This window comes from Pseudomonas sp. MT3 (genome assembly GCF_054720805.1).
In genome coordinates this window covers 126,847-152,421 of the sequence record NZ_JBTVPY010000003.1, presented here as the reverse complement: position 1 = coordinate 152,421, position 25,575 = coordinate 126,847, and the positions used below count along the sequence as shown (strand labels likewise).

Annotated in this window: 18 protein-coding genes; 9 read left to right on the top strand and 9 right to left on the bottom strand. The window is 65.6% G+C overall.

Annotation, left to right across the window (positions count from 1 at the left end):
• Window positions 1-427: 427 nt before the first annotated feature.
• Window positions 428-1,081, bottom strand: a complete 654-nt coding sequence (narL, locus tag ACYCAX_RS04210) for a two-component system response regulator NarL (protein ID WP_294976988.1) — start codon at window positions 1,079-1,081, stop codon at window positions 428-430.
• The gene (locus ACYCAX_RS04205; protein ID WP_460247473.1) at window positions 1,078-2,940 is read right to left on the bottom strand and encodes a histidine kinase; all 1,863 of its coding nucleotides are present in this window, start codon (window positions 2,938-2,940) and stop codon (window positions 1,078-1,080) included. The genes narL and ACYCAX_RS04205 overlap by 4 nt, the downstream gene beginning before the upstream one ends.
• A 173-nt stretch (window positions 2,941-3,113) precedes the next feature.
• Here ACYCAX_RS04205 and ACYCAX_RS04200 point away from each other — a divergent pair, with 173 nt between their 5' ends.
• The 9 genes from ACYCAX_RS04200 to ACYCAX_RS04160 all read left to right on the top strand — a co-directional run bounded on the left by ACYCAX_RS04200 (window position 3,114) and on the right by ACYCAX_RS04160 (window position 16,098).
• Entirely contained in the window at window positions 3,114-4,415 is a 1,302-nt protein-coding gene (locus ACYCAX_RS04200; RefSeq protein ID WP_041712154.1) for a nitrate/nitrite transporter, read from the top strand.
• Between the two features lie 12 nt (window positions 4,416-4,427).
• Entirely contained in the window at window positions 4,428-5,831 is a 1,404-nt protein-coding gene (locus ACYCAX_RS04195) for a NarK family nitrate/nitrite MFS transporter (protein ID WP_460247472.1), read from the top strand.
• A 96-nt stretch (window positions 5,832-5,927) separates the two neighbouring features.
• A complete protein-coding gene (locus tag ACYCAX_RS04190) occupies window positions 5,928-9,707 on the top strand; it encodes a nitrate reductase subunit alpha (protein ID WP_015478583.1) in 3,780 nt (1,259 codons plus the stop codon).
• An 11-nt stretch (window positions 9,708-9,718) separates the two neighbouring features.
• On the top strand, window positions 9,719-11,254 hold the full coding sequence (gene narH / locus ACYCAX_RS04185; protein ID WP_015478582.1) for a nitrate reductase subunit beta: 1,536 nt from the start codon (window positions 9,719-9,721) through the stop codon (window positions 11,252-11,254).
• A 17-nt stretch (window positions 11,255-11,271) separates the two neighbouring features.
• Complete coding sequence (gene narJ / locus ACYCAX_RS04180) at window positions 11,272-12,012, top strand: nitrate reductase molybdenum cofactor assembly chaperone (protein ID WP_460247520.1); 741 nt, start codon at window positions 11,272-11,274, stop codon at window positions 12,010-12,012.
• A 2-nt stretch (window positions 12,013-12,014) separates the two neighbouring features.
• Window positions 12,015-12,701 (top strand): respiratory nitrate reductase subunit gamma, encoded by a 687-nt coding sequence (narI, locus tag ACYCAX_RS04175; RefSeq protein WP_015478580.1) that lies wholly within the window; start codon window positions 12,015-12,017, stop codon window positions 12,699-12,701.
• Window positions 12,702-12,804: 103 nt separating this feature from the next.
• On the top strand, window positions 12,805-13,623 hold the full coding sequence (locus ACYCAX_RS04170; protein WP_015478579.1) for a peptidylprolyl isomerase: 819 nt from the start codon (window positions 12,805-12,807) through the stop codon (window positions 13,621-13,623).
• 119 nt (window positions 13,624-13,742) lie between these two features.
• Window positions 13,743-14,729, top strand: a complete 987-nt coding sequence (gene moaA / locus ACYCAX_RS04165) for a GTP 3',8-cyclase MoaA (protein WP_015478578.1) — start codon at window positions 13,743-13,745, stop codon at window positions 14,727-14,729.
• A 592-nt stretch (window positions 14,730-15,321) separates the two neighbouring features.
• Window positions 15,322-16,098 (top strand): ABC transporter substrate-binding protein, encoded by a 777-nt coding sequence (locus ACYCAX_RS04160; protein ID WP_460247471.1) that lies wholly within the window; start codon window positions 15,322-15,324, stop codon window positions 16,096-16,098.
• Between the two features lie 281 nt (window positions 16,099-16,379).
• Here ACYCAX_RS04160 and ACYCAX_RS04155 read toward each other — a convergent pair whose 3' ends face one another.
• The 7 genes from ACYCAX_RS04155 to ACYCAX_RS04125 form a co-directional block, all read right to left on the bottom strand.
• Entirely contained in the window at window positions 16,380-17,003 is a 624-nt protein-coding gene (locus ACYCAX_RS04155; RefSeq protein ID WP_015478576.1) for a helix-turn-helix transcriptional regulator, read from the bottom strand.
• A gap of 73 nt (window positions 17,004-17,076) precedes the next feature.
• A complete protein-coding gene (locus ACYCAX_RS04150; RefSeq protein ID WP_015478575.1) occupies window positions 17,077-18,207 on the bottom strand; it encodes an NAD(P)/FAD-dependent oxidoreductase in 1,131 nt (376 codons plus the stop codon).
• 13 nt (window positions 18,208-18,220) lie between these two features.
• Window positions 18,221-19,168: an ornithine cyclodeaminase family protein gene (locus ACYCAX_RS04145; RefSeq protein WP_294976977.1), complete on the bottom strand. Its 948-nt coding sequence runs from the start codon at window positions 19,166-19,168 to the stop codon at window positions 18,221-18,223.
• 258 nt (window positions 19,169-19,426) lie between these two features.
• Window positions 19,427-20,953, bottom strand: a complete 1,527-nt coding sequence (gene rhlB / locus ACYCAX_RS04140; protein ID WP_015478573.1) for an ATP-dependent RNA helicase RhlB — start codon at window positions 20,951-20,953, stop codon at window positions 19,427-19,429.
• Window positions 20,954-21,095: 142 nt separating this feature from the next.
• The gene (locus ACYCAX_RS04135; RefSeq protein ID WP_294974061.1) at window positions 21,096-22,253 is read right to left on the bottom strand and encodes a dipeptidase; all 1,158 of its coding nucleotides are present in this window, start codon (window positions 22,251-22,253) and stop codon (window positions 21,096-21,098) included.
• A gap of 96 nt (window positions 22,254-22,349) precedes the next feature.
• Window positions 22,350-23,288 carry a GGDEF domain-containing protein gene (locus ACYCAX_RS04130; protein WP_015478571.1) on the bottom strand — a complete coding sequence of 313 codons (939 nt, stop codon included), beginning with the start codon at window positions 23,286-23,288 and terminating at the stop codon, window positions 22,350-22,352.
• Window positions 23,289-23,439: 151 nt separating this feature from the next.
• The gene (locus ACYCAX_RS04125; RefSeq protein ID WP_460247470.1) at window positions 23,440-25,350 is read right to left on the bottom strand and encodes an acyl-CoA synthetase; all 1,911 of its coding nucleotides are present in this window, start codon (window positions 25,348-25,350) and stop codon (window positions 23,440-23,442) included.
• Window positions 25,351-25,575 lie beyond the last annotated feature (225 nt).

Sequence of the window (25,575 nt, the reverse complement as noted above, 5' to 3'; positions counted from 1 at the left end):
GTGAGTCCCACAGTGTCCCGCCGCGACGCCTTGTCGCGACATGATCTGAATCAAGTCGGGTGGAGGACTACTCCGAGCGAGGTAGGCGGGGAAGGGCTCTTCGTGAGGCGAGCTTGCTCGCGAACAAACTCTGCTGCGGGGCCGTTCGCGAGCAAGCTCGCTCCTACGGGTAAGGGCTCGCTCGGCTCGTAGATCGGACCAGATGGTTCTCTACTGCTGCCACGTGCGAGCGCAGGCCCGGCTCGTGTCTTGGTATGGGGTGACTGCGGTATCCGCCCTGCGAGGCTGAATCAAGCCGGATTGGAGCGCCGAGGTGGTTTGGAGAAGAGCTCTTCGTAGGAGCGAGCTTGCTCGCGAACAAACTCTGCTGCGGGGCCGTTCGCGAGCAAGCTCGCTCCTACAGGTAGGGGTTCGCTCGGCTCGTAGATCAGACCAGATGGTTCTCTACTGCCCAGACTGCCGCCTCGACGCGCGAGCGCATGCCCAGCTTGTGCAGCACGCGCTTGACGTGGACTTTCACCGTGCCTTCGGTGATGTCGAGCTTTCGCGCGATCATCTTGTTGCTGTAGCCGTGGGCGAGCTGGCGGAGGATCTGCCGTTCGCGGTCGGTGAGTTCCTCGATGCCCTTGGGACGGTCGTCGCCACGCAGGGCCTGGGCCAGCACCTGGGTCAGTTGCGGGCTGATGGTGAGCTGGCCGGTGGCAGCCTGGCGGATGTGTTCCAGCAGGCGCTCGGGCTCCATGTCCTTGAGCAGGTAGCCGTCGGCACCGGCGCGCAATACGTTGATCACGTCGTTGCGATCGTCCGAGACGGTGAACACCACGATGCGCGCATCCACGCCGTTCTCGCGCATCGCCCGCAGGGTATCCAGGCCGTTCATGCCTTTCATGTTCAGGTCGAGCAGGATCATGTCCGGCTCCAGTTCCGCGGCCATGTGCAGGGCTTCTTCGCCGCTGCTGGCTTCGCCCACCACACGCAGGTCGTCTTCGAACTCCAGCAACTGGATCACTCCCTTGCGCATCATCGGGTGGTCGTCGACGAGCAGGATGCGGGCGCGGTCATCGGTGGGGGTGGCCGTCATGAGGGGTTCTCCGGGTGTTGCGACAGGGGTTTGTGGGTGAAACGTACGCTGACACGGGTGCCCAGCGGTTCGCGCGGGACGATGGTGAAGGTGGCTTCCAGAGTCTGGCTGCGCTCACGCATGATGCTAAGCCCATAGTGGCCGTTACGGCTCTGCGCTGGGTCAAAGCCCACTCCGTCATCATCGATGGTGATGCACACCTGGTCGTCGGCGTCTTCGGCGAGGCTCACCTTGGCGTGGCTCGCTTGGGCGTGACGCACCACGTTGGAGAGCGCCTCGCGGACGATCTGCAGGATGTGGATTTCCTCGTTGGGGTTGAGCGGGATGTGCGCCAGGCGGTTGTCCAGTTCGATGGACAGGCCGCCGCGCTCGCCGAACTCTTCCACGGTCTTCACCAGCGCCGCTTCCAGGCTGGATTGCTCCAGGCTCAGGCGGAAGGTGGTGAGCAGTTCGCGCAGCTGGCGGTAGGCGCTGTTGAGGCCTTCGCGCAGCTCGTCGAGGGTTTCCTCGATCTTCTGCGGCGGCACGTCACGCTTGAGCAGGGTGGCCAGGCGGCTGACCTGGATCTTCAGGTAGGACAGCGACTGTGCCAGCGAGTCGTGCAGCTCGCGGGCGATGGTGCTGCGCTCGGCGAACAGCGCCAGGCGGTTTTCCTGTTCCTGCTGCAGGGACAGGGCGAAGGTGCGCGCGATGTTGTCGCAGAAACCTTCGACGAACTGCCGCTGCCAGTCTTCCAGGCGGCCGCTGGTGGTCTCGATGAACAGCTCGCCGAAGCGGTGTTCGCCGATGGTCAGCGGTTGCATCAGTAACGGGTTTATGCCCCGGCTCGGTTCGCCGCAGTGGGCGGCCTGGGCGCGGCAGTCGCCGCAGTTGCCCTGCAGGCAGAAGCTGCCGGTGATGCCGTCGGTAGTGAGCGAGGTGTAGGCGCGTTCGACGCCGTCCTTGTTCAGGCACAGGGTCACCTTGCCGCCCTGCAGTACGCGCTCCAGCTGGTTCAGCAGCGGTTGCAGAGTGCGTTCGTCGTAGGGGTCCTGGCCCAGGCGGCGGGCGCTGGCGTAGAGCAGCTCCAGGCGCTGGTGGCTGTTGGAGAGGTCGCGGGTCTTGTCTTCCACCCGCGCCTCCAGTTCGCGGTAGATGGCCTGCAGCTCCGTTGCCATCTGGTTGAAGCGTTCGCCCAGTTGGCTCAGTTCGTCCTCGCCGCTGCTGCTGACCCGCGCGCTGAGGTCGCCCTCTCCGAGCCGGCGGGCGGTGCTGGTGAGGTCGCGCAGCGGACCGACCACGTGGTAGCTCAGGTCATAGAGGCTGATGAAGACCACCAGCAGGCTGAGGAACAGGCACAGGCCCTGCACTGTGCTGAGCATCTGCGAGCGCTGCTCGGCGTTGTTCTGGAGCGTGCCGACGAAGGCATCGATGTGGCTGACGAAGGTGTCCAGGGTGCTCAGTGTCGGCTCCTGGGAGAGGTCGAGCTTGTTCAGCTCCTGGCGCAACTGATCATGCTGCTGGCGGATCGGCGCGTCGACGTCGGAGCGGCGCAGCAGGCGGGTGATTTCGTCGTTGTCCAGGCGCGCGGCGAGGGTCGACTGCAGCGCCTGGCGGTTGATCGGCGACGGATCCAGCGCCAGGCGGTAAGTGAGCATGCGCAGCGAGCCGGCCTGGTTGATCACCGCGGCGTCCTGGTGCGAGTAGTCGGCGAACAGCAGGGCGCTGAACATGCCGGCGAGCGCCAGGGAAACCAGCAGGGTGAGGTAGCAGCCGAAGCGGACGACGATGGATTTGCGCAGGGCCGTGCGGCTGGCGGGCGGACTACCCACAAAGATTCGGTCGTTCGCGGAAGGCTCGGTCGAAGGTGCGGTGTTCATTAAAAATGCCTTTAAAAACAATAAGTTAAGCATTCATTTCGTAGATACCTACTTGGAGGTAGCGGCGCGCATCTGCTCATGAATCGCCCGTTGGCTCATTGATGGCGATCAAGAGACGAGGCTTAAGCCTTACCTAACGTGCGGGCAAAGGCTGTCAGGAAGTGAGCTTAGCCATGTTGTCTCATCGTCAGAAACAGTACTCCGTGCTCGGCATGAGCACACTGGCGTTCGCCGTGAACTTCGCGGTCTGGACGATGTTTTCGATCATCGGTATCCGCATCAAGGAGGAACTGGGCCTGTCCGAGGCGCAGTTCGGCCTGATGGTGGCGCTACCGATCTTGACCGGTTCGCTGGTGCGTCTGCCGCTAGGGCTGATCACCGACCGCTTCGGCGGGCGCATCGTGTTCTTCATCCACATGCTGCTGGTGGCCATCCCGATCTACGGTCTGGCCTTCGCCACCCTCTACTGGCACTACCTGGTGCTGGGCCTGTTCGTCGGCCTGGCCGGCGGCTCCTTCGCCGTGGGCATCGCCTACACCTCCTCGTGGTTCGAGAAGGAGCGCCAGGGCACCGCGATGGGCATCTTCGGCGCTGGCAACGCGGGCGCCGCGATCACCAACCTGGTGGCGCCGATGATCGTGGTTGCCTTCGGCTGGCGCATGGTGCCGCAGATCTACTCGGTGGCCATGCTGGTGACCGCGCTGCTGTTCTGGTTCTGCACCTGGACGGACCCGGCCCACACCAAGGGCGGCGACGCCGACCCGGGCCGCCCGCGCCCGACCCTGGCCAAGCAACTGGCGCCGCTGGGCGAACTGCGCGTGTGGCGCTTCGGCCTGTACTACTTCTTTGTCTTCGGCGGCTTCGTCGCCCTGGCCCTGTGGCTGCCCAAGTACTACATCGCCGAGTACGGCCTGGACCTGCGCACCGCATCCTTCATCACCATGCTGTTCACCCTGCCATCGGGCCTGATCCGCGCCCTGGGCGGCTGGTTCAGCGACCACTATGGCGCTCGCGCGGTGAACTGGGGCGTGTTCTGGATCTGCCTGGTCTGCCTGTTCTTCCTGTCCTATCCGCCGACCACCATGACCATCCACGGCATCAAGGGTGACGTGAGTCTCGGTATCGGCCTGAACGTCTGGCTGTTCACCTTCCTGGTGTTCGTCGTCGGCATCGCCCAGGGCTTCGGCAAGGCCAGCGTGTACCGGATCATCCACGACTACTACCCGCAGAACATGGGCACCGTCGGCGGCATGGTCGGGGTCATCGGCGGCCTCGGCGGCTTCTGCCTGCCCATCCTGTTCGGCTACGCCGCCGACCACATCGGCGTGCGCTCCTCCTGCTTCATGTTGCTGTTCGGCCTGACCGTGATCTGCATGGTCTGGATGCACTACGCGATCAAACAGCAGCAACGTCTCGACGGTCAGGCCCAGGCGGCTGACGTCGACGCTACCCCCATTCCTTTCAGTCAATCCTGAGGTAGTGCCGTCATGGGCATGATGAACACCCAACTCAAAGCCGCCAGCGGTCCGCTGCTGATCGACTGGCGCCCCGAGGACTCCGAGTTCTGGGCGCGCAGCGGCAAGCGCATCGCCGCGCGCAACCTGTGGATCTCTATCCCCGCGCTGCTCCTGGCCTTCGCCGTGTGGATGATCTGGAGCACCGTCACCGTGCGCCTGAACGCCGCCGGTTTCAGCTTCAGCAACGACCAGCTGTTCCTGCTCGCCGCGCTGCCGTCGATCTCCGGCGCCACCCTGCGGGTGTTCTACTCCTTCATGGTGCCGATGGTCGGCGGCCGCCGCTGGACCGCGCTGTCCACCGCCTCGCTGTTGATCCCCTGCATCTGGCTGGGCTTCGCCGTGCAGGACCCGACCACCCCGTACTGGGTGTTCGCGACCATCGCGCTGCTGTGCGGCTTCGGCGGCGGCAACTTCGCCTCCAGCATGTCCAACATCAGCTTCTTCTACCCCAAGAATCAGCAGGGCACCGCCCTGGGCCTGAACGCCGGCCTGGGTAACCTGGGCGTCTCGGTGATGCAGTTTGCCGTACCGCTGGCCGTGGCCGGTGGCCTGTTCGGCGCCTTCGGCGGCGAACCGCAGCAGCTGTCGGACGGCGGTCGCCTGTTCCTGCAGAACGCCGGCTGGATCTGGGTGCCCTTCATCGCCGTGGTGGCCATCGCCGCCTGGTTCGGCATGAACGACATCGCCGACGCCAAGGCCTCGTTCCGCGAGCAGTCGGTGATCTTCAAGCGCAAGCACAACTGGCTGATGTGCTGGCTGTACGTGGCCACCTTCGGCTCGTTCATCGGCTTCTCCGCCGGCTTCGCCATGCTCAGCAAGACCCAGTTCCCGGACATCAACCCGCTGCAGTACGCCTTCCTCGGCCCGCTGGTAGGCGCCCTGAGCCGGCCGCTGGGTGGCTGGCTGGCGGACAAGTTCGGCGGCGCGCGCATCACCCTGTGGAACTACGCGGCGATGATCGCCGGGGTGTTCGCGGTGATCAGCTTCCTGCCCAGCGCTGGCAACGCCGGCAGCTTCTTCGGCTTCCTCGGCTCCTTCATCGGGCTGTTCTTCTTCGCCGGCATCGGCAACGGCAGCACCTTCCGCATGATCCCGGTGATCTTCCGCAACGAGTGGGCCGCACGCCTGAAGCGGGGCGGCTTCACCGAAGCCCAGGCAACCAAGAACGCCAGCATGGAGTCGGCTGCGGTGATCGGCTTCTCCGCCGCCATCGGCGCCTTCGGCGGCTTCTTCATTCCCAAGGCCTTCGGCACTTCGCTGGACATGACCGGCAGCGCCGAGGGTGCCCTCTACGTGTTCGTCGCGTACTACCTGAGCTGCATCGTCGCCACCTGGTGGTGGTACGCCCGCAAAGGGGCCGAGAGCCCCTGCTGATTGCTGTGGCGGGCGCGCCGTGCGTCCGCCATCCCACCGTTCCGCGAGCTTGATTGGCGTTTGAACGCCCGGCGTAGACCGGGTGAGGAGATATAGATGAGTTACCTGCTCGACCGCCTGCAATTCTTCAAGAAGAAGCAGGGTGAATTCGCTGATGGTCATGGCGAAGTCAGCAACGAGAGCCGTGCCTGGGAAAACAGTTATCGGCAGCGCTGGCAGCACGACAAGATCGTGCGCTCCACCCACGGGGTGAACTGCACAGGATCGTGCTCCTGGAAAATCTACGTGAAGAACGGCCTGATCACCTGGGAAACCCAGCAGACCGACTACCCGCGCACCCGCCCGGACCTGCCCAACCACGAGCCGCGCGGCTGCCCCCGTGGCGCCAGCTACTCCTGGTACATCTACAGCGCCAACCGCCTGAAGTACCCCAAGGTGCGCAAGCCGCTGCTCAAGCTCTGGCGTGAAGCACGCACCACCCACAACGATCCGGTGGACGCCTGGGCCAGCATCGTCGAGGACTCGGCCAAGGCCAAGAGCTACAAGAGCGAGCGCGGCCTGGGCGGTTTCGTCCGCTCCAGCTGGAACGAAGTCACCGAGATCATCGCCGCCGCCAACGTCTACACCGCCAAGGTCTACGGCCCGGACCGCGTCGTCGGCTTCTCGCCGATCCCGGCCATGTCGATGGTCAGCTATGCCGCTGGCGCCCGTTACCTGTCGCTGATCGGCGGCGTGTGCCTGTCCTTCTACGACTGGTATTGCGACCTGCCGCCCGCCAGCCCGCAGATCTGGGGCGAGCAGACCGACGTGCCGGAGTCCGCCGACTGGTACAACTCCAGCTACATCATCGCCTGGGGCTCCAACGTCCCGCAGACCCGTACCCCCGACGCACACTTCTTCACCGAAGTCCGCTACAAGGGCACCAAGACCGTCTCCGTCACCCCGGACTACTCCGAGGTGGCCAAGCTCACCGACCTCTGGCTCAACCCCAAGCAGGGCACCGACGCCGCGCTGGGCATGGCTTTTGGTCACGTCATCCTCAAGGAATTCCACCTCGAGAAGCCCAGCGCCTACTTCGTCGATTACTGCCGCCAGTACACCGACATGCCGATGCTGGTGCTGCTGGAGCCGCACACCGACGGTGTACTCAAGCCGACCCGCTACCTGCGCGCGGCAGACCTGGCGAACAACCTCGGCCAGGATAACAACCCCGAGTGGAAGACCATCGGCCTGGACGAAATCTCCGGCGAACTGGTCTCGCCCACCGGCACCATCGGCTACCGCTGGGGCGAGTCGGGCAAGTGGAACATCGAGGAGAAGGAAGGCGGCGAGAAGCGTGATACCCGCCTGGCCCTGACCCTGATCGACGGCCCGGAAAAGGCCTGCGACGTGGCCTTCCCGTACTTCGCCGGGCAGGAGCACCCGCACTTCAAGGGCGTGGACAACGACGAGGTGCTGGTGCGCCGCGTGCCGTTCCGCGAAGTGACCGGCGCCGACGGCAAGACCCTGCGCGTCGCCACCGTGTATGACCTGCAGATGGCCAACTACAGCGTCGACCGTGGCCTGGGCGGCGCCAACGTGGCGGCTTCCTACACCGACGCCGACGTGCCCTACACCCCGGCCTGGCAGGCCCGCATCACCGGCGTACCGGCTGCCCGCGCGATCCAGGTGGCCCGCGAGTTCGCCGACAGCGCCGACAAGACCCGCGGCAAGGCGATGGTGATCATCGGCGCGGCGATGAACCACTGGTACCACATGGACATGAACTACCGCGCGGTCATCAACATGCTGATGATGTGCGGTTGCATCGGCCAGAGCGGCGGCGGCTGGGCGCACTACGTCGGCCAGGAAAAACTCCGTCCGCAGACCGGCTGGGTCCCGTTGGCCTTCGGCACCGACTGGAGCCGCCCGCCACGGCAGATGAACGGCACCAGCTTCTTCTACCTGCACAGCTCGCAATGGCGCCACGAGAAGATCTCGATGCACGAAGTCCTCTCGCCGCTGGCCGACACCAAGCAGTTCCCCGAGCACGCGCTGGACTACAACATCCGCGCCGAACGCATGGGCTGGCTGCCGTCCGCCCCGCAGCTCAACCGCAACCCGCTGCACATCGCCGCCGACGCCGAGCGTGCCGGTATCCCGGTGCAGGACTACGTGGTCCGCGAGCTCAAGGCTGGCAACCTGCGCGTGGCCAGCGAGGCGCCGGACGATCCGCAGAACTTCCCGCGCAACATGTTCATCTGGCGCTCCAACCTGCTCGGCTCCTCGGGCAAGGGCCACGAGTACATGCTCAAGTACCTGCTGGGCACGAAGAACGGCGTGATGAACGACGACCTCGGCAAGGCCGGCGGCCCGTGCCCGGGCGAAGTCGACTGGGTCGACCAGGGGGCCGAAGGCAAGCTGGACCTGGTCACCACCCTGGACTTCCGCATGTCCTCCACCTGCATGTACTCGGACATCGTCCTGCCGACCGCGACCTGGTACGAGAAGGACGACCTCAACACCTCCGACATGCACCCCTTCATCCACCCGCTGTCGGCCGCCACCGACCCGGCCTGGGAAGCCAAGAGCGACTGGGAGATCTACAAGGCGATCGCCAAGAAGTTCTCCGAAGTCTCCGTCGGCCACCTGGGTGTGGAGAAGGACCTGGTCACCGTGCCGCTGCTGCACGACACCGCCAACGAACTCGCGCAGCCGTTCGGCGGCAGCGACTGGAAGAAGGGCGAGTGCGAACCCATGCCGGGCAAGACCATGCCGACCCTGCACGTGGTCGAGCGTGACTACCCCAACACCTACAAGAAGTTCACCTCCCTCGGCCCGCTGCTCGACAAGCTCGGCAATGGCGGCAAGGGCATCGGCTGGAACACCGACAAGGAAATCAAGCTGCTTGGCGAGCTGAACCACAAGGTCACCGAGACCGGCATCAGCGAAGGCCGCCCGCGCATCGAGAGCGCCATCGACGCCGCCGAGGTGATTCTCGCCCTGGCGCCGGAAACCAACGGCCAGGTCGCCGTGAAGGCCTGGGACGCGCTGTCGGTCTTCACCGGCCGTGAGCACGCCCACCTGGCGCTGCCCAAGGAAGAAGAGAAAATCCGCTTCCGCGACATCCAGGCGCAGCCGCGCAAGATCATCTCCAGCCCCACCTGGTCGGGCCTGGAAGACGAGCACGTGAGCTACAACGCCGGCTACACCAACGTCCACGAGATGATCCCGTGGCGCACCATCACCGGCCGCCAGCAGTTCTACCAGGATCACCCCTGGATGCAGGCCTTCGGCGAGGGCTTCGTCAGCTACCGGCCGCCGGTCAACACCCGCAGCACCGACAAGCTGTTCAACAAGAAGCCCAACGGCAACACCGAGATCACCCTGAACTGGATCACCCCGCACCAGAAGTGGGGCATCCACTCCACCTACACCGACAACCTGCTGATGCTCACCCTGTCGCGCGGTGGCCCGATCATCTGGATGAGCGAGAACGACGCCAAGCGCGCCGGCATCGAGGACAACGACTGGGTCGAAGTCTTCAACGCCAACGGCGCCGCGACCTGCCGCGCGGTGGTCAGCCAGCGCGTGAAGGACGGCATGGTGATGATGTACCACGCCCAGGAACGCATCGTGAACCTGCCGGGCAGCGAGACTACCGGCACCCGCGGCGGTCACCACAACTCGGTGACCCGTGTGGTGCTCAAGCCCACCCACATGATCGGCGGCTATGCCCAGCAGGCATGGGGCTTCAACTACTACGGCACCGTCGGCTGCAACCGCGACGAGTTCGTCGTGGTGCGCAAGATGAACAAGGTTGACTGGCTCGACGAGCCGGAGCACGGCGGGCTGGGCGGTGACGCTCTGCCGCAACCGCTGCCCCAGGACATTTGAGGATTACTGCCATGAAAATTCGTTCGCAAGTCGGCATGGTGCTGAACCTCGACAAGTGCATCGGTTGCCACACCTGCTCCATCACCTGCAAGAACGTCTGGACCAGCCGCGAAGGCGTCGAGTACGCCTGGTTCAACAACGTCGAAACCAAGCCCGGCATCGGTTACCCCAAAGAGTGGGAGAACCAGGAGAAGTGGAAGGGTGGCTGGAAGCGTAACGCCGACGGCTCCATCGCCCCGCGCATCGGCGGCAAGTTCCGCGTGCTGGCGAACATCTTCGCCAACCCGGACCTGCCGGAAATCGATGACTACTACGAGCCCTTCGACTTCGACTACCAGCACCTGCACACCGCGCCCAAGGCCCAGCACCAGCCGGTTGCCCGCCCGCGCTCGCTGATCTCCGGCCAGCGCATGCAGAAGATCGAGTGGGGCCCGAACTGGGAAGAGATCCTCGGCACCGAGTTCGCCAAGCGTCGCAAGGACAAGAACTTCGACAAGGTCCAGGCGGACATCTACGGCGAGTACGAAAACACCTTCATGATGTACCTGCCGCGCCTGTGCGAGCACTGCCTGAACCCGGCATGCGTGGCGTCGTGCCCCAGCGGCGCGATCTACAAGCGCGAGGAAGACGGCATCGTCCTGATCGACCAGGACAAGTGCCGCGGCTGGCGCATGTGCATCAGCGGTTGCCCGTACAAGAAGATCTACTTCAACTGGAAGAGCGGCAAATCCGAGAAGTGCATCTTCTGCTACCCGCGCATCGAGGCCGGTCAGCCGACCGTCTGCTCGGAAACCTGCGTGGGCCGCATCCGCTACCTCGGCGTGCTGCTGTATGACGCCGACCGCATCCACGAAGTGGCCACCTGCGAGAACGAGCGCGACCTGTACCAGAAGCAGCTGGAAATCTTCCTCGATCCGTTCGACCCGAAAGTGATCGAGCAGGCCCGCAAGGACGGTGTACCGGACAGCGTCATCGAGTCCGCGCAGAAGTCCCCGGTATACAAGCTGGCGATGGACTGGAAACTGGCCCTGCCGCTGCACCCGGAATACCGCACCCTGCCGATGGTCTGGTACGTACCGCCGCTGTCGCCGATCCAGAATGCTGCTGCCGAAGGTCACATCGGCAGCGACGGGGTGATCCCGGACGTCGAGTCCCTGCGCATCCCCGTGCAGTACCTGGCCAACCTGCTGACCGCTGGCGATACCGCCCCGGTGCTGCTGGCCCTCAAGCGCCTGCTGGCCATGCGCGCCTACAAGCGTGCCGAGCACGTGGAAGGCAAGCAGGACCTGGAAGTGCTGAAGAAGGTCGGCCTCTCTGTGAACCAGGTGGAAGAGATGTACCGCTACCTGGCGATCGCCAACTATGAAGACCGCTTCGTCATTCCGACCGCCCACCGCGAGGAAGCGCTGTCGGATGCCTTCGCCGAGCGTTCGGGTTGCGGCTTCAGCTTCGGCAATGGTTGTTCCAGCAACTCCGGCGTGAACCTGTTCGGCGGCAAGGCCGTGGACAAGCGCAACGTCATCCAGACCGTGCAGATACAGGAGTGACCGCCATGACGATCTCAATGGACGGCCATAGCCAATTGCTCAAGCTCAGCGCGTTGCTGCTGGACTACCCTTGCGCCGAGCTGCGTGAGGAGAGTCTGGCGCTGCATGCCCTGATCCGTACCTGCGACCTGCCCGAAGCGCAGCGTGACGGCCTCGCCACGCTGCTCAACGAGCTGTGCCGGGGCGACCTGTTGGACGTGCAGGCGCGCTATGACGGCCTGTTCGAGCGCGGCCGCTCGGTGTCGCTGCTGCTGTTCGAACATGTGCACGGCGAATCCCGTGACCGTGGCCAGGCGATGGTCGACCTGATGGACCGCTACACCCGGGCGGGCCTGGCCATCGACGTCAACGAGCTGCCGGACTACCTGCCGCTGTACCTGGAGTTCCTCGCCCTGCAGGACGCCGAGTCGGCCCGCGTGGGCCTCGCGGAAGTGGCGCATATCCTCGCGCTGCTGGCGCTGCGCCTGGACGAGCGTGACAGCCCTTACGCGGCGGTCTTCCACGGTTTGCTGGATCTGTCCGGCGAGCGGCCTGACCTGAGCGCGCTCAAGCGCGACCGTGATCAGGAAGTACGCGACGACAGCCTGGAAGCCATCGACAAGGCCTGGGAGGAAACCCCGGTGAGCTTCGCCGAGCCCGCCGCCGGTTGCCCGTCCTCCAGCGCGCGGCGGATTTCCTCCGCCGCAGAACAACCCATGCAGTGGGTCGCCCAGCCGGTTCCGCAGATGCAGTACCGGGCGGCCAAAGTAGGAGCCTGAACATGTCCCTCAATCTTCTCGTCTTCGGGGTTTACCCGTACGTTGCGCTGCTCATCTGCCTGGTTGGCAGCTGGGCGCGCTTCGACCTCTCGCAATACACCTGGAAAGCCGGCTCCAGCCAGATGCTGAGCAAGAAAGGCATGCGGGTCTACAGCAACCTGTTCCACGTCGGGGTGCTGTTCATCCTCGCCGGCCACTTCGTCGGCCTGCTGACCCCGCACGCGGTCTATGAGCACCTGATCAGCACCGAGCAGAAACAACTGCTGGCGATGGTCTCCGGTGGCTTCTTCGGCGTCCTCTGCTTCATCGGCCTGACCGGCCTGATCCTGCGCCGCCTGACCAACGACCGTGTCCGCGCCACCGGCAATGCCTCGGACCTGATGATCCTGCTGGTGCTCTACGTCCAACTGATCCTCGGCCTGTCCACCATCGTCGCCTCGACCCATCACCTGGACGGTTCGGTGATGGTGATGCTCGCCAACTGGGCACAATCCATCGTCACCCTGCAGCCGATGGCCGCCGCCGACGCCATCGCGCCGGTATCGCTGGTCTACAAGCTGCACGTGACCCTCGGCCTGACCCTGTTCGTGCTGTTCCCCTTCACCCGTCTGGTGCACATCGTCAGCGCCCCGGTCTGGTACTTCGGCCGCCGCTACCAGGTGGTCCGTACCAAGCGTCGCGCAGTGTGATGAAGCGGCGGATAGCGCTGGTGCGTTATCCGCCCAACCCGAATCTCGAACCCGAAGGGTAGATAACGCCAAAGACGTTACCCGCCATCCGGAGGTGATCGAAATGAGTTGCTCCCACTACGAAGCCAAGGTCGAACACGTCGACCTTCCGAAAATTGAAGTCAACGGTGTCGCCATCGACGAGGGCGAACTGGCCCGCGAGCTGCAATACCATCCCGCTTCCAGCCACGCCGAGGCGCTGTATTCCGCCTGCCGCGCGCTGGTGGTGCGCCAACTGCTGGTGCAACGCGCCGACGCGCTGGGCCTGACTGCCGACGCGGAGGAGGGCGAGGCCCCGGAAGAGGCGCGCATCCGCGCGCTGATCGACCGTGAGGTTGGGGTGCCCGAGGCTGACGAATCCAGCTGCCGCCAGTGGTACGACGCCAACCCGACTCGCCTGACCTCGCCCTGGCGCATGCGCCTGCGCCACGTGCTGCTGGGCTGCGCGCCGGACGACCTGGAAGGTCGCGCCAAGGCCCGCGAACAGGCCGAGGAGCTGCTGGCCGAACTGCGCGAGCACCCTGAACGTTTCGCGGAGAAGGCCATGCGCTTCTCCGACTGCCCGTCGAAAGACGATGGCGGTGATCTGGGCTGGATCGAGCCGGGGCAGACCGTTCCCGAGTTCGAGAAACGCCTGCTGCAACAGCAACCCGGCCTGCTCGGCCATCCGCTGGAAAGCCGCTACGGCCTGCACGTCGTCGAGCTGATCGAGCGCGATGGCGGCGAGCCGCTGGACTTCGCCGAAGCGCGCCCGCGCATCGCCGCTTACCTGCGCGCCCAGGTGCTGCAGCGTGCGGTCAGCCAGTACATCAGCGTACTGGCGGGCGAGGCCCGGATCGACGGTTTCGTCTTCGACGGCGCGGAGAGTCCGCTGGTGCAGTGAACCGGTTCCGGGCCCCTCTCTCCCGACCTTCCCTCCCCAAGGAGGGAGGGGCTTCGGAAACGGATACGAATATCGGTCCTCGTGCCCTGGGGCATGGGGATCGGCTGGAGTGGAACACCATGTCCGAATGGATCGACGGCCAAGGCCGCAAGATCGACTACCTGCGCCTGTCGGTGACTGACCGCTGCGATTTTCGCTGCGTCTACTGCATGGCCGAGAACATGCGCTTCCTGCCACGCCAGCAGGTGCTGACCCTGGAAGAGATCGAACGGGTGGCGCGAATTTTCGTCGAGCGCGGCGTGAAGAAGCTGCGCCTCACCGGCGGCGAACCGTTGGTGCGCCCCGGCATCGTCCACCTGTGCGAGCGGCTGGCCGCGCTGCCCGGCCTGCGCGAACTGTGCATGACCAGCAACGGCTCGCAGCTCAGCCGGCTTGCGGGCGATCTGTACAGCGCCGGCCTGTCGCGTCTCAACATCAGCCTCGACACCCTGGACCCGCAGCGCTTCGCCGCCATCACCCGCACCGGCCGCCTGGAGCAAGTCCTGCGGGGTATCGACGCCGCGCAGGACGCCGGTTTCGAGCATATCAAGCTGAACTGCGTGGTGATGAAGGGCCGTAATGCCGACGAAGTGCCGGCCCTGGTGGACTACGCCATCGCCCACGGGCTGGACATCAGCTTCATCGAGGAAATGCCCCTGGGCCAGGTTGGCCGTGCGCGCGAGGAAAGTTTCTGCTCCAGCGACGAGGTTCGTGCGCTGATCGCCGAGCGCCATGAACTGCTGGACAGCGCCGAGCACAGCGGCGGCCCGGCTCGCTACGTGCGCCTGGCGCAGCATCCGGGCACGCGCATCGGCTTCATCTCGCCGCACTCGCACAACTTCTGCGCCACCTGCAACCGCCTGCGCCTGACCGCCGAAGGCCGCCTGCTGCTGTGCCTGGGCCACGAGAACTCCCTGGACCTGCGCGGCCTGCTGCGCCGCCATCCGCTGCACGACGAACCGATTCTCGACGCCTTGCAAGGCGCCCTGCAGCGCAAGCCGGCACGCCATGAGTTCAGTGTCGGCGACGTGCAGGTGCTGCGCTTCATGAACCTCAGCGGCGGCTGATCGATCCTCCCGTGGCGGGTCTTGCGCCCGCCTTTTGCCTTGCGTCCTTTCCCTCTTGGCCCCGCCCAGACCCACGCCTGGAGCGGGGCTTCGTCTATAGGGCGGGGAGGGCCCTGCGACGACGAAGACGGATGCCATGCCGACCGGACAAAAGAAAAGGCCCCAGCGACATGAGCGTATCGCGGGGCCTTGGGCTAGCTGCCAAGTTGAACCGTGGAATCTACGGAAATCATGGGAATGAACTGTTCGACTCCTCCTAGGATTGGCTTGGGACACGTCCAGCCTAAGGCTATCGACCGGCTGCCGACATTCCCCGGAAGGAGTAGCGGCGGGGCAGAAAAAGAGAGTGTGCCGGACAGTCGCAGGGCGATTGACGTTATGTACTTTTTAGTCCAGATTGGATTTTAAGTTTATGCGCCTTGCGCGCACGGACGAACAACAACAAGACGGTCGCCTGGGTGAGAGCAAGGCAATGCTGCTGCGGCGTGCCGCACCGCAACCCCGGACGAGCCAGGCTCTTCCACTACGCACTGCCCATGACGTACCGGCGGCACGGCTGCCGGCTCACCCGACCACGCCACGGAGTTCATCGATGAATCGCAAAGCCCTGCTGGGCGGCCTGCTGCTGGCCACCTTCGCCACCTTCTCCCATGCTGACGACAAGCCGCTGCGCATCGGTATCGAGGCGGCCTATCCCCCCTTCGCCTACAAGACTCCCGAAGGCGGCATCGCCGGCTTCGACTACGACATCGGCAATGCCCTGTGCGAGCAGATGAAGCGCAAGTGCCAGTGGATCGAGCAGGAGTACGACGGCCTGATCCCCTCGCTGAAGGTGCGCAAGATCGACGCCGCGCTGTCGTCCATCACCATCACCGACGAGCGCAAGCGCTCGGTGGACTTCACCCACAAGTACTACTTCACCCCGGGCCGCCTGGTGATGAAGGAAGGCTCGCCGCTGGACGAGCAGTTCAGCCAGCTCAAGGGCAAGAACATCGGCGTGCAGCGCGGCTCCACCGCCGACCGTTTCGCCACCGAAGTGTTGGGCAAGGCCGGCGCCAACGTGGTGCGCTACACCAGCCAGGACGAGATCTATCTGGACCTGGTCGCAGGCCGCCTGGAGGGCACTTTCGCCGACTCCATCCCGCTGGAGATCGGCTTCCTGCAGACCGAACGCGGCAAGGACTACGCCTTCATCGGCCCGGAGTTCAAGGACCCGAAATACTTCGGCGAGGGCGCCGGTATCGCGGTGCGCAAGGGCAACACTGAGCTGGTCGGCCAGCTCAACGCTGCCATCGATGCGCTGCGAGCCAATGGCAAGTACAAGGAAATCGAGGGCAAGTACTTCAAGAGCGATATCTACGGGGATTGATCTATTCGCCGTATTGCAGGAAAGGCCGCCTTCGGGCGGCCTTTTGTTTTTCTTTCGTAGCGAGCTTGCTCGCGAACCCTGATTGGCAATGTGCCGTGCGCTTCGCGAGCAAGCTCGCTCCTACAGGTCAGCTCCGGTGTTTCCGCCTGCGTAGGAGCGGACTCCGTCCGCGATCGGTAATGTGCCGTGCTTCGCGAGTAAGCTCGCTCCTACAGGTGAGGGGCTGCGTAGCTCTTGTAGGAGCGAGCTTGCTCGCGAACCCGTACGAAAGGCGAGGGCGTTCAGACCTCCTCCTTCAGCTCCTTCAAATGCTTGTAAACCGTCGCCCGCCCCATGTTCAGCACGTTGGCCACATAGTTCGCCGCGCTCTTGCCCTTGAACGCCCCCTCGGCGTGCAGGGCCAGGACCAGTTCGCGCTTGTGGTCGCGGCTGAGGGTGGACAGGCTCAGCTGGCGCTGCTGCAGCCAGCCATGCAGGAAGGTGTTGATGCGCTCCTGCCAGTCGTCGCGGAACAGTGCGTCCGGCTGGGGGATCAGCTTGTTCGAGGAGAGGAACAGGTCCAGCGCCGCCTTGGCGGTTTCGAACAGGGTGATGTTGAGGTTGATGCACAGCACTGCCAGCGGCTCGCCCTTGCCGTCGCGCAGCACGGTGCTGATGGAGCGGATCTTCTGCCCGTCCCAGTTGAGCTTCTCGTAGGGGCCGATGTTGCGCTCGTCGCTGCTGCCTTCGAGCATGTCTTCCAGCGCCGAGTCGTCGCCGATCTCGCGCTTGGAGATGTTGTTCGCCAGGTAGGCCACGCGCTGGTTGCGCAGGTCGTGGATGACCACCTCCGCGTGGGGGAAGAACAGGGTGGCGATGGCGTCGGCGATTGCCTTGTAGTTGTCCAGCGGGTCTGCGGCGGTCATGGGCAAGGCTCTTTGGCGGTGGGGCCGGGCGGGCGCTGGCGAGTGTGCCGCAAGCGCCCGCGGGCTGTCACGGTCAGTTCTGCAACAGACGCGCCGGCGACAGCATCTCGGCGCTCAGGCCGTGGCGCGCCAGGTGCTCGGGTAGCGTCTCGCCACGGACCAGAGCGGCGCTGGCCTCGCCCATCGCCGCCGAGGTCTGGATACCGTAGCCGCCCTGGCCGGCCACCCAGTAGAAGCCGGGCGTGGCTGGATCGAAGCCGGACACCAGATCGCCGTCGGCGAAGAATGAACGCAGGCCGGCCCAGGTGTGGCTCGGTCGGCGGATGCTGAGGGTGGTGTGTTCCTCGATCTGGTAGATGCCCAGGGCGATGTCCAGCTCTTCGGGCTGTACGTCGTGGGGATCCACTGGATCGGCGTTGGCCGGCGAGCCGAGCAGCATGCCGGCGTCGGGCTTGAAGTAGAAGGATTCGTCCAGGCTCACCAGCACCGGCCAGGCGTGGCTGTCGACGCCCTCCGGCGGGCTGAACAGGAAGGCGGCACGGCGCTTGGGCGTCAGGCCCAGCGGGGTGACGCCGGCCATCTCGGCGATCTTGTCGCACCAACTGCCGGCGGCGTTGATCAGCACTGGCGCGCGGTAGCTCTGGTGGGTGCAGCGGACTTCCCAGGCACCATCGACGCGGCCGATGGCCAGGACTTCGCTGTCCAGGTGGAGGCTGCCGCCGTTGCGGCGGATGCCTCGCAGGTAGCCTTGCAGCAGGCCGTCGGTGTCGATGTCGGCGGCGCTGGGGTCGATCATCGCGCCGTGGACCTTCTCGCGGCGCAGCACCGGGACGATGGCGCAGGCCTCGTCGGCACCCAGCAGGCGCATATCCGGCACGCTGGCGCGGGCGCTTTCGTACTGGCGCTGGAGCTCTTCCGGGTTGCCTTCGAAGTCCACGGTCATCTCGCCACGCGGGGTGAGGATCGGATGTTCGGCGAAGCCCTCGGGCGGGTTGTCGAAGAACTCACGGCTGGCGGCGGTCAGCGCGCGGACTTGCGGCGTGCCGTAGGCCACGGTGTAGAGCGCCGCCGAACGGCCGGTGGAGTGGTAGCCGGCATGGGCTTCGCGCTCCAGCACGGCGACCTTGCCGTGACGGGAGAGGAAGTAGCCGGTGGAGGCGCCGGCGATGCCGCCACCGATGATGAGGAAGTCGACTTCGATCATGTTTCTCTCCGGCTCAAGCGTTCTGACGTTGGAGTTGGTAGAGCGCATTGGCCAGGGCGACATCTTCCAGGCCCAGGCCGATGGAGCGGAAGAAGGCATGGCGCTGGTAGTCCGGCTTGGCGGCCTGGCCGCTGACCAGTTCCGGCAGGTCGCCACGGAGGGCGCCGTCCCAATTGTGCTCGTCGCGGGCCAGGCGCATCTCGCCGGCGGAAGCCGGGGTGGTGGCGCGGTAGTCGCAGTAGACGTCCATCTGCGCCAGCGATTGCGGCGGCACTTCGTGGGCGCGGGCGACGTTGGTGCTGATAGAGGTGATCAGCGCCGATTTGGTGAGGATCGCCGGGTCCAGCACCGGGGTGCCGGAGGAGGTGCAGAGCAGCACCACGTCGGCATCGGCCACGGCGGCCTCGACGCTGGCGGCGGCTTCGGCGCGGGTGTCGATGGCGTCGAACTGGGCCAGCACGCCGGCGTTCAGGTTCGGCGAGTAGACGCGGATGCTCTGCCAGTCGCGCAGGCCGGCGGCATAGCGCAGGTGCGCACGGGCCACCGGGCCGCTGCCGATGATGGCCAGGCGTTTGGCAGCGGGGGGCGCCAGTTCCTGCACGGCCAGGGCGGTGGTGGCGGCGGTGCGTGCGATGGTCAGGCTGCCGGCGTCGCACAGCAACAGTGGCTGGCCGGTCTCCATCGACATCAGCAGGCTCCACGCGGTGACCAGCGACTTGGGCTGGCGCACGATGTAGGGCGAGGTCTTCACGCCGTAGACCTTCTGCGAGGCCAGCACGCCCAGGTAGTTGATGAAGTCGCCGCCGCCGTTGGGAAACTCCACCAGTTGCTGCGCCGGCTGCACGGCACCGCCGGCGGCCAGCTCGGCGAACATGTCGCGCATCGCCTGGAGCACATCGACCCGTTCGAGCAAGCGTTCGGCTTCGGCCTGGTTGAGCGTGAGGGGCGTGGCGGCGGGCATGGCGGGACTCCAGATTTGGATTAATTTTTCCATTCTGGACTCTGTTGTATCGATCGACAAGGGCGGATGGTCGGAGACGCTGCTTTTTGTCCTCCGGCGGCCCTAGGTTATGTCGTGAGGCGCTTCGCAGGGTTGAAGCGGTGGAGGTGCTGGTTCGCGAGCAAGCTCGCTCCTGCAAGGGGTAGCGCCCAACGAAAAAGGCGAAGCCGGGTGGCTTCGCCTTTCTCTGTCATCAACAGAAGGTGGTGCAACAAGCGATCAGTGCTTGCGCGGTACCGGCTTGAGCAGCTCGGTGGGCGGCATTTCGCAGTTGATCTTGCGGCCCAGCAGTTCCTCGATCGGCGGCAGGGCGAAGGCATCGTCTTCGCCGGCGAAGCTGATGGAGGTACCGGTGGTGCCGGCGCGGCCGGTACGGCCGATGCGGTGCACGTAGTCGTCCGGGTCTTCGGGCAGGGTGAAGTTGATCACGTGGCTGATGCCGTCGACGTGGATGCCGCGACCGGCGACGTCGGTGGCGACCAGGACGCGGATCTTGCCTTCACGGAAGCCCTCCAGGACCTTGATGCGCTTGTGCTGCGGCACGTCGCCGGACATCTGGGCGGCGCTGATGCCGTCCTTGGTCAGGCGTTCCTCGATGCGGCGCACCTCGTCCTTGCGGTTGGCGAAGACCATCACGCGGGTCCAGTCGTTCTGCGCGATCAGGTTGTACAGCAGCTTGTACTTGTCACTGCCGGCCACGGCGTAGACGTGCTGCTCGACGGTGTCGCTGGCGACGTTCTCCGGCTCGATCTCGACGATGGCCGGGTCGACGGTCCACTGCTTGGCCAGGTTCATCACGTCGTCGGTGAAGGTGGCGGAGAACAGCAGGGTCTGGCGCTCGCCCTTGTACGGGGTCTGGCGGATGATCTGGCGGACCTGGGGGATGAAGCCCATGTCGAGCATGCGGTCGGCTTCGTCCAGCACCATCACCTCGACCATGTCCAGGTGCACCTCGCCGCGCTGGTTGAAGTCCAGCAGGCGGCCAGGGGTGGCGACCAGGATGTCGCAGAAGCGCGATTCCAGGGTGCGCAGCTGCTTGTCGAAGTCCATGCCGCCGACGAAGCTCATGACGTTCAGACCGGTGTACTTGGCCAGGCCGATGGCGTCGTTGGCGATCTGCACCACCAGCTCGCGGGTGGGGGCGATGATCAGCGCGCGCGGCTCGCCCATGTAGCGCTCTTTCGGCGGCGGGGTCTGCAGCAACTGGGTGATGATCGAGATGAGGAACGCGGCGGTCTTGCCGGTGCCGGTCTGGGCGCGGCCGATGGCGTCCTGGCCACGCAGGGTGAAGCCCAACACCTGCGCCTGGATCGGCGTGCAGTAGGGGAAGCCCAGGTCATGGATGGCGTGCATCAGGCGCGGGTCGAGGTTGAAGTCGTGGAAACGCGTCTTGCCTTCGGCCGGCTCCACCACGAAGTCTTCCAGCTTCCAGTTGTCCACCACCGGCGGGCGCGGCTTGCGCTCGCGGCGCGGTTTGTCGGCCCTGGGCTCGCGCGGCTTGTCGGTGCGTTCGGTCTTTTCGCCGCGTTCGGCTTTCTCGGAGCGCTCGGCGCGGGGCTTGCCGCCCTTCGGGCCACGGGCCGGCTTCTCGGCGGACTCGCTCTGGGGGCGTGGATTGCGCGGTTTGCGCGGACGCTTCTCACCGCTCTGGGCGGGCTCGGAGGCAGCGGGGGCGGGGGCTGCCGGCGTGGCGACGGGCTGCTCGCCCTCGCCTTTGCTGAAGATTTTCTTGAGTGCTTTGAGCACGGTGGTCTCGTACTGGTTAAGGAATGAACGGCCGCCAGTGTAATGCAAGATGCCCGCAGGGCGAAGTGCCACAGGATTTCCCGGGCTTGACGGCCAGGATGAATGCCGTTTCGGCGCCATTGCGCCGAAGTGGCGGTGGGCCTCAGGGCAACGTGTCCAGCAGCAACCGGCGCACGTTGCCGCCCATGATGGCGGCGATGTCCGGCTGGCTGAAGCCGGCTTCCGCCAGCCCCTGGGTCAACTGGGCCAGGCCGCTGGTGTCGAAGGGCGCATGTACTGCGCCGTCGAAGTCCGAGCCCAGCGCGATGTGTTCGACGCCAACCTTGTCGGCGGCGTAGCGGATGGCCTTGACGATGGCCTGGACCGAGGTATCGCACACGGCGCCGTCCCAGTAGCCGATGCCGATTACCCCGCCGGTGGCGGCGATGCGCTGCAGATGGGCGTCGGTCAGGTTGCGGATGCCGGGGCAGGTGCCCTCGACGCCGGTGTGGGACACCAGCACCGGCCGCGTGGCGATGGCCAGTACGTCGTCGATCAGGGCGCGGGAGGCGTGCGCCAGGTCCACCAGCATCTTCTTGTCTTCCAGGCGGGCGATCACCTTGCGGCCGAAGGGCGTCAGGCCGCCCTTTTGCAGGCCGTGGGCGGAGCCGCCGACTTCGTTGTCGAAGAAGTGGGTCAGGCCCATGATGCGGAAGCCCGCGTCGTACATGCGATCGAGGTTGTCCAGCTTGCCCTCCAGCGGATGCAGCCCCTCGGTGGCGAGCACGGCGGCGAGCTGGTTCGGGTCCTTGTTCCAGGCGGCGAGATAGCGGGCGAGGTCGGCCCGGCTGCGCACCAGGGTCAGCTTGCCCTGGCTGCCGGCGGCGGCGTCTTCGAGCATCCTGCCCTGGTAGAGGGCGCGCTCGAGCAGGCTGGTCCAGGTCGCGCGCGGCCAGCGCTGGGCGATGATCAGCGGGGTGATGTTGTCGCTGTCGGCGCCGTTGCGCTTGTAGTTCAGGCCACGCGGGGTCTTGGTAACGGTGGAGAACACCTGCAGGCCGACATGGCCTTCCAGCAGGCGCGGCAGGTCGCTGTGGCCGTAGTCGTGGCGCTCCAGCAGGTTGCGGTTCCAGAGCAGGGCGTCGTCGTGCAGGTCGGCAACGAACAGGGTCTTGTGCAGGGCGGTTGCGGCGTCGGAGGCGGGGTAGGGCGGCGGTGCGGCCACCGTGTTCATCTTGCGGTCGAAGTACCCCGGCAGGTTGAAGAATATCCCCAGGCCAACGGCCACCAGCAATAGCAACGCGATCAGGATTTTGCGCATCTCAGCTTCCAGGCTGTCTTGTTCCAGTGCGGCGACTCTAGCAAAGGCGGGGACTGGCAGGGGCGGGAAATCCGCGCGAGGTTGGCGCCTGCGGCGTCATCCCACCAGGCGGTTGCGGCCTTCCTGCTTGGCCTGGTAGAGCGCGCTGTCGGCGCGCAGGATCAGGCTCTGCAGGTTCTCCAGGTAATCCATCTGGGCCAGGCCCAGCGATACGGTGACACCCGGCAGTGCACCGACTGGCGAGTAGAAGGAGCCGATCTGCTCCAGGCTCTGGCGCAGCCGGTTGCCGATACGCCGGGCTTCTTCCACGGCGATTTCCGGGAGCAGGATGACGAACTCTTCGCCGCCATAGCGAGCCATGCTGTCCTTGGGCCGCAACTGGCTGCGCAGGGTGTGGGCGACCAGGCAGAGGGCGTAGTCGCCGGCCAGGTGGCCGTGCTCGTCGTTGTAGTCCTTGAAGTGGTCGACATCCAGCATGAGCAGGCACAGCGGTTGTTCGTTGAAGGCGCAGCGGGTGCTTTCGCGGTCGTAGATGTGTTCCAGCCAGCGCCGGTTGAACAGCCCGGTCAGGGTGTCGATGTTGGCGTTCTGTTCGGTGTCGAGGATGATCCGGTTGCCCTGGCGGACCCGCTCGCAAAGGACGCCGAGGAGGTTCTGCATCACCTGCGGGGCTTGCTGGAAGAGACTGATCAGGGCTTCGCGGTGCAGGCGCAGGACGGTGGTCGGCTCGGTGGCGACCACGTAGGCGGAAGGATGATCGTTGTCGATGAAGCTGATCTCGCCGGCGCAGTCGCCAGGGTTGAGGGCGGTTACCGGTTGGTTGTCGAGCGAGCCGAGGTACACCTTCAACTGCCCGTGCAGGACCATATAAAGGAAGTGGTTGCGGTTGAAGGGCGAGAGGAGGATTTCACCGGCTTCCAGCTCGCAGGCGCGGAAATCCTTCAGCAGCTGTTGCAGGCTGGCCACGGCCACGTTCTGGAACAGGCGAAGGTGCTGCAGTTGCTGGATATCCTCCTTCCACTGCGCGGCTTTCATGGTGCGGCGGAGGCGGGGACGGGGATGATGATGTGCACGACTGACTCTCCCTGTAGTCCATTACGCACATTGAGCCATCAGTATTAATCAGATTTGGATACTGGCAATCTGGCGCCATGCCGGGCCGACCGGCGGTCGGCCCGGCGCTTCATCAGCTTTCCAGCCACTCGATATGGATCGCGTAGCCGCCCAGCCGGTCGGCCAGCGCCGCCCGTGAGTCCGGGGTGAGGCGGCCGATGCTCAGGCGCGCCTTCTGCCCGTGGCGGTCGTCGGCGACGACCTCGACGGCCGGTCGCGGCTCCAGATGGCGGACTTCGTCCTCCAGGACGCGGCGGATGGCATCCAGGCGCAGCGCGGGCTTGAAGGTCTTGCCCACGGCGGTGACCGGGATGGCGTCCAGCAGCCAGACGTCCTTGGGCACCGCCGCGCGCTCGGGCACGTGTTGCGCGGCGTGCTCCAGCAGTTCCGCCTCGCTCGCCCGCATGCCTGGCTTGAGCTGGATGTACACCACCGGCAGTTCGCCGGCCTTCAGGCACGGCTTGCCCACGGCGGCGGCCATTGCCACGGCGGGGTGGCGGTGCAGGGCTTCCTCGATCATCTGCGGGTCGATGTTGTGGCCGCCGCGGATGATCAGGTCCTTGCTGCGCCCGGTGAGCCAGATGTAGCCGTCGGCGTCGATGCGCCCCAGGTCGCCGGTGTTGAACCAGTCGCCGTCGACCCAGATGTCCTTGTTCTTGCTGGCCTGCAGGTAGCCCTTGAACACGGTCGGGCCGCGCAGGCAGAGTGTGCCGATCTCGTCCACGGTGGCGTCGCGCAGGTACTGGCCAGCGGCATCGAGGATCACCGACTTGAGCTGGCAATAAGGCAGGCGCAGGCCGATGGAGCCGGGGCGCCGCTCGCCACCGCGCGGGTTGCAGCTGGTGCCACAGGTGCCTTCGGTCATGCCGTAGCCTTCGATGATTTTCAGCCCCGTCTTGGCTTCGAACTGGCGGATCAGCTCCACCGGCATCGGCGCCGCGCCGCACAGGGCGAAGCGCAGGCTGGTCAGGTCGTGACCCTCGCTGGGGACCTGGAGCAGGGCGGCGAAGATGGTCGGCACGCCGCTGAAACTGGTGACCCGGTAGCGCTCCACCAGCTTCCAGAAGTCCTGGATCAGCGTCGGGTTGCGGTAGCCCTGCGGGCCGGCCAGCAACACCTGGGCGCCGCGCATGAAGGGCGCAAGGCCGGTGACCATCACGCCGTTGACGTGGAACAGCGGCAGGCCACAGAGCAACACATCATGACCGTCGTAGTCGGCGTTCAGCCCCATGATCTCGGCCATTGCCACCTCGTTGAAGTGGCTGTGCGGCGCCAGCTTCGGCGTGCCGGTGGTGCCGCCGGTATGGAAGTAGGAGGCGACTTCGTCCGGGTCGATCACCCGGCCGCTTTCCAGGTGATCGTCCGGGCACTGGGCGAGCAGCTCGTCGAAGTCCAGCACGCCGTCCGGCAGCGCGCCGCGTTGGGCCTTGAGCGCCGAGCGCTGCGGTTCGGGCAGCAGGTTGGCGAGGTCGACGGTGACGATGGCGTTGAGTTCCGGCAGCTCGTCGCGCAGGGCGGCGACCTTGTCCCACAATTCTCCGCCAGAAGAAAGCCCCGTGCCGGGGAAGGGCGCCAGGGTCACCAGCACGCGGGAGTCGGCGGCGCGTACCAGTTCGGCGATGTGCTCGGGGTCGAGCAGCGGGTTGATCGCGTTGACGATCCCCGCCGCTTCGCCGCCCCAGATCACGTAGTGGGTCTGCGGCAGGTTCGGCAGCAGGAAGGACACAGAATTGCCCGGCCGCACGCCGAGGCGGTGGAAGGCATTCGCCGCCTGGGTGACGCGAGCGAACAGCTCGGCGTAGCTGATGCGCAGCGGCTCTTCGGCGGCCGAGCCCTGCAGCAGGAAGCTCAGGGCGGTGTCCGGGCCGAAGCGCTCAGCCGAGCGGCGCAGCAGTTCATAGGTGCTGGAAGGCAGGTTGCGTTCTTCCAGAGGTATGGATTCCAGTGCCTGTACATCGCGCAGGCTGGCAATGGGAGCATTCATGTTTCTTATTGTTCTCCGTGACGGGATGAGGGCCGCGGGTGCGCCATGCCCGCGAGGAGACGCGGCGCAGCTCCGGCGAACGGGACCACTGCGGTGAAAGTGCCACGGGAGGCACGGGCGAACAGTTGTCTTTTTGTAGTCCGCGCCGGGTGGCGTTTTGACGCAGTGGCGTCTGCAGTCAGCCTGATGCTGGTCATCCCGGACGATGCGGCGATTTTTCCAGCA

Excerpts from the sequence above, each read along its gene's own strand:
- narL (WP_294976988.1), bottom strand. The coding sequence starts at position 1,081 with ATGACGGCCACCCCCACCGATGACCGCGCCCGCATCCTGCTCGTCGAC.
- ACYCAX_RS04205 (WP_460247473.1), bottom strand. The coding sequence starts at position 2,940 with ATGAACACCGCACCTTCGACCGAGCCTTCCGCGAACGACCGAATCTTT.
- ACYCAX_RS04200 (WP_041712154.1), top strand. The coding sequence starts at position 3,114 with ATGTTGTCTCATCGTCAGAAACAGTACTCCGTGCTCGGCATGAGCACA.
- ACYCAX_RS04195 (WP_460247472.1), top strand. The coding sequence starts at position 4,428 with ATGGGCATGATGAACACCCAACTCAAAGCCGCCAGCGGTCCGCTGCTG.
- ACYCAX_RS04190 (WP_015478583.1), top strand. The coding sequence starts at position 5,928 with ATGAGTTACCTGCTCGACCGCCTGCAATTCTTCAAGAAGAAGCAGGGT.
- narH (WP_015478582.1), top strand. The coding sequence starts at position 9,719 with ATGAAAATTCGTTCGCAAGTCGGCATGGTGCTGAACCTCGACAAGTGC.
- narJ (WP_460247520.1), top strand. The coding sequence starts at position 11,272 with ATGGACGGCCATAGCCAATTGCTCAAGCTCAGCGCGTTGCTGCTGGAC.
- narI (WP_015478580.1), top strand. The coding sequence starts at position 12,015 with ATGTCCCTCAATCTTCTCGTCTTCGGGGTTTACCCGTACGTTGCGCTG.
- ACYCAX_RS04170 (WP_015478579.1), top strand. The coding sequence starts at position 12,805 with ATGAGTTGCTCCCACTACGAAGCCAAGGTCGAACACGTCGACCTTCCG.
- moaA (WP_015478578.1), top strand. The coding sequence starts at position 13,743 with ATGTCCGAATGGATCGACGGCCAAGGCCGCAAGATCGACTACCTGCGC.
- ACYCAX_RS04160 (WP_460247471.1), top strand. The coding sequence starts at position 15,322 with ATGAATCGCAAAGCCCTGCTGGGCGGCCTGCTGCTGGCCACCTTCGCC.
- ACYCAX_RS04155 (WP_015478576.1), bottom strand. The coding sequence starts at position 17,003 with ATGACCGCCGCAGACCCGCTGGACAACTACAAGGCAATCGCCGACGCC.
- ACYCAX_RS04150 (WP_015478575.1), bottom strand. The coding sequence starts at position 18,207 with ATGATCGAAGTCGACTTCCTCATCATCGGTGGCGGCATCGCCGGCGCC.
- ACYCAX_RS04145 (WP_294976977.1), bottom strand. The coding sequence starts at position 19,168 with ATGCCCGCCGCCACGCCCCTCACGCTCAACCAGGCCGAAGCCGAACGC.
- ACYCAX_RS04135 (WP_294974061.1), bottom strand. The coding sequence starts at position 22,253 with ATGCGCAAAATCCTGATCGCGTTGCTATTGCTGGTGGCCGTTGGCCTG.
- ACYCAX_RS04130 (WP_015478571.1), bottom strand. The coding sequence starts at position 23,288 with ATGAAAGCCGCGCAGTGGAAGGAGGATATCCAGCAACTGCAGCACCTT.
- ACYCAX_RS04125 (WP_460247470.1), bottom strand. The coding sequence starts at position 25,350 with ATGAATGCTCCCATTGCCAGCCTGCGCGATGTACAGGCACTGGAATCC.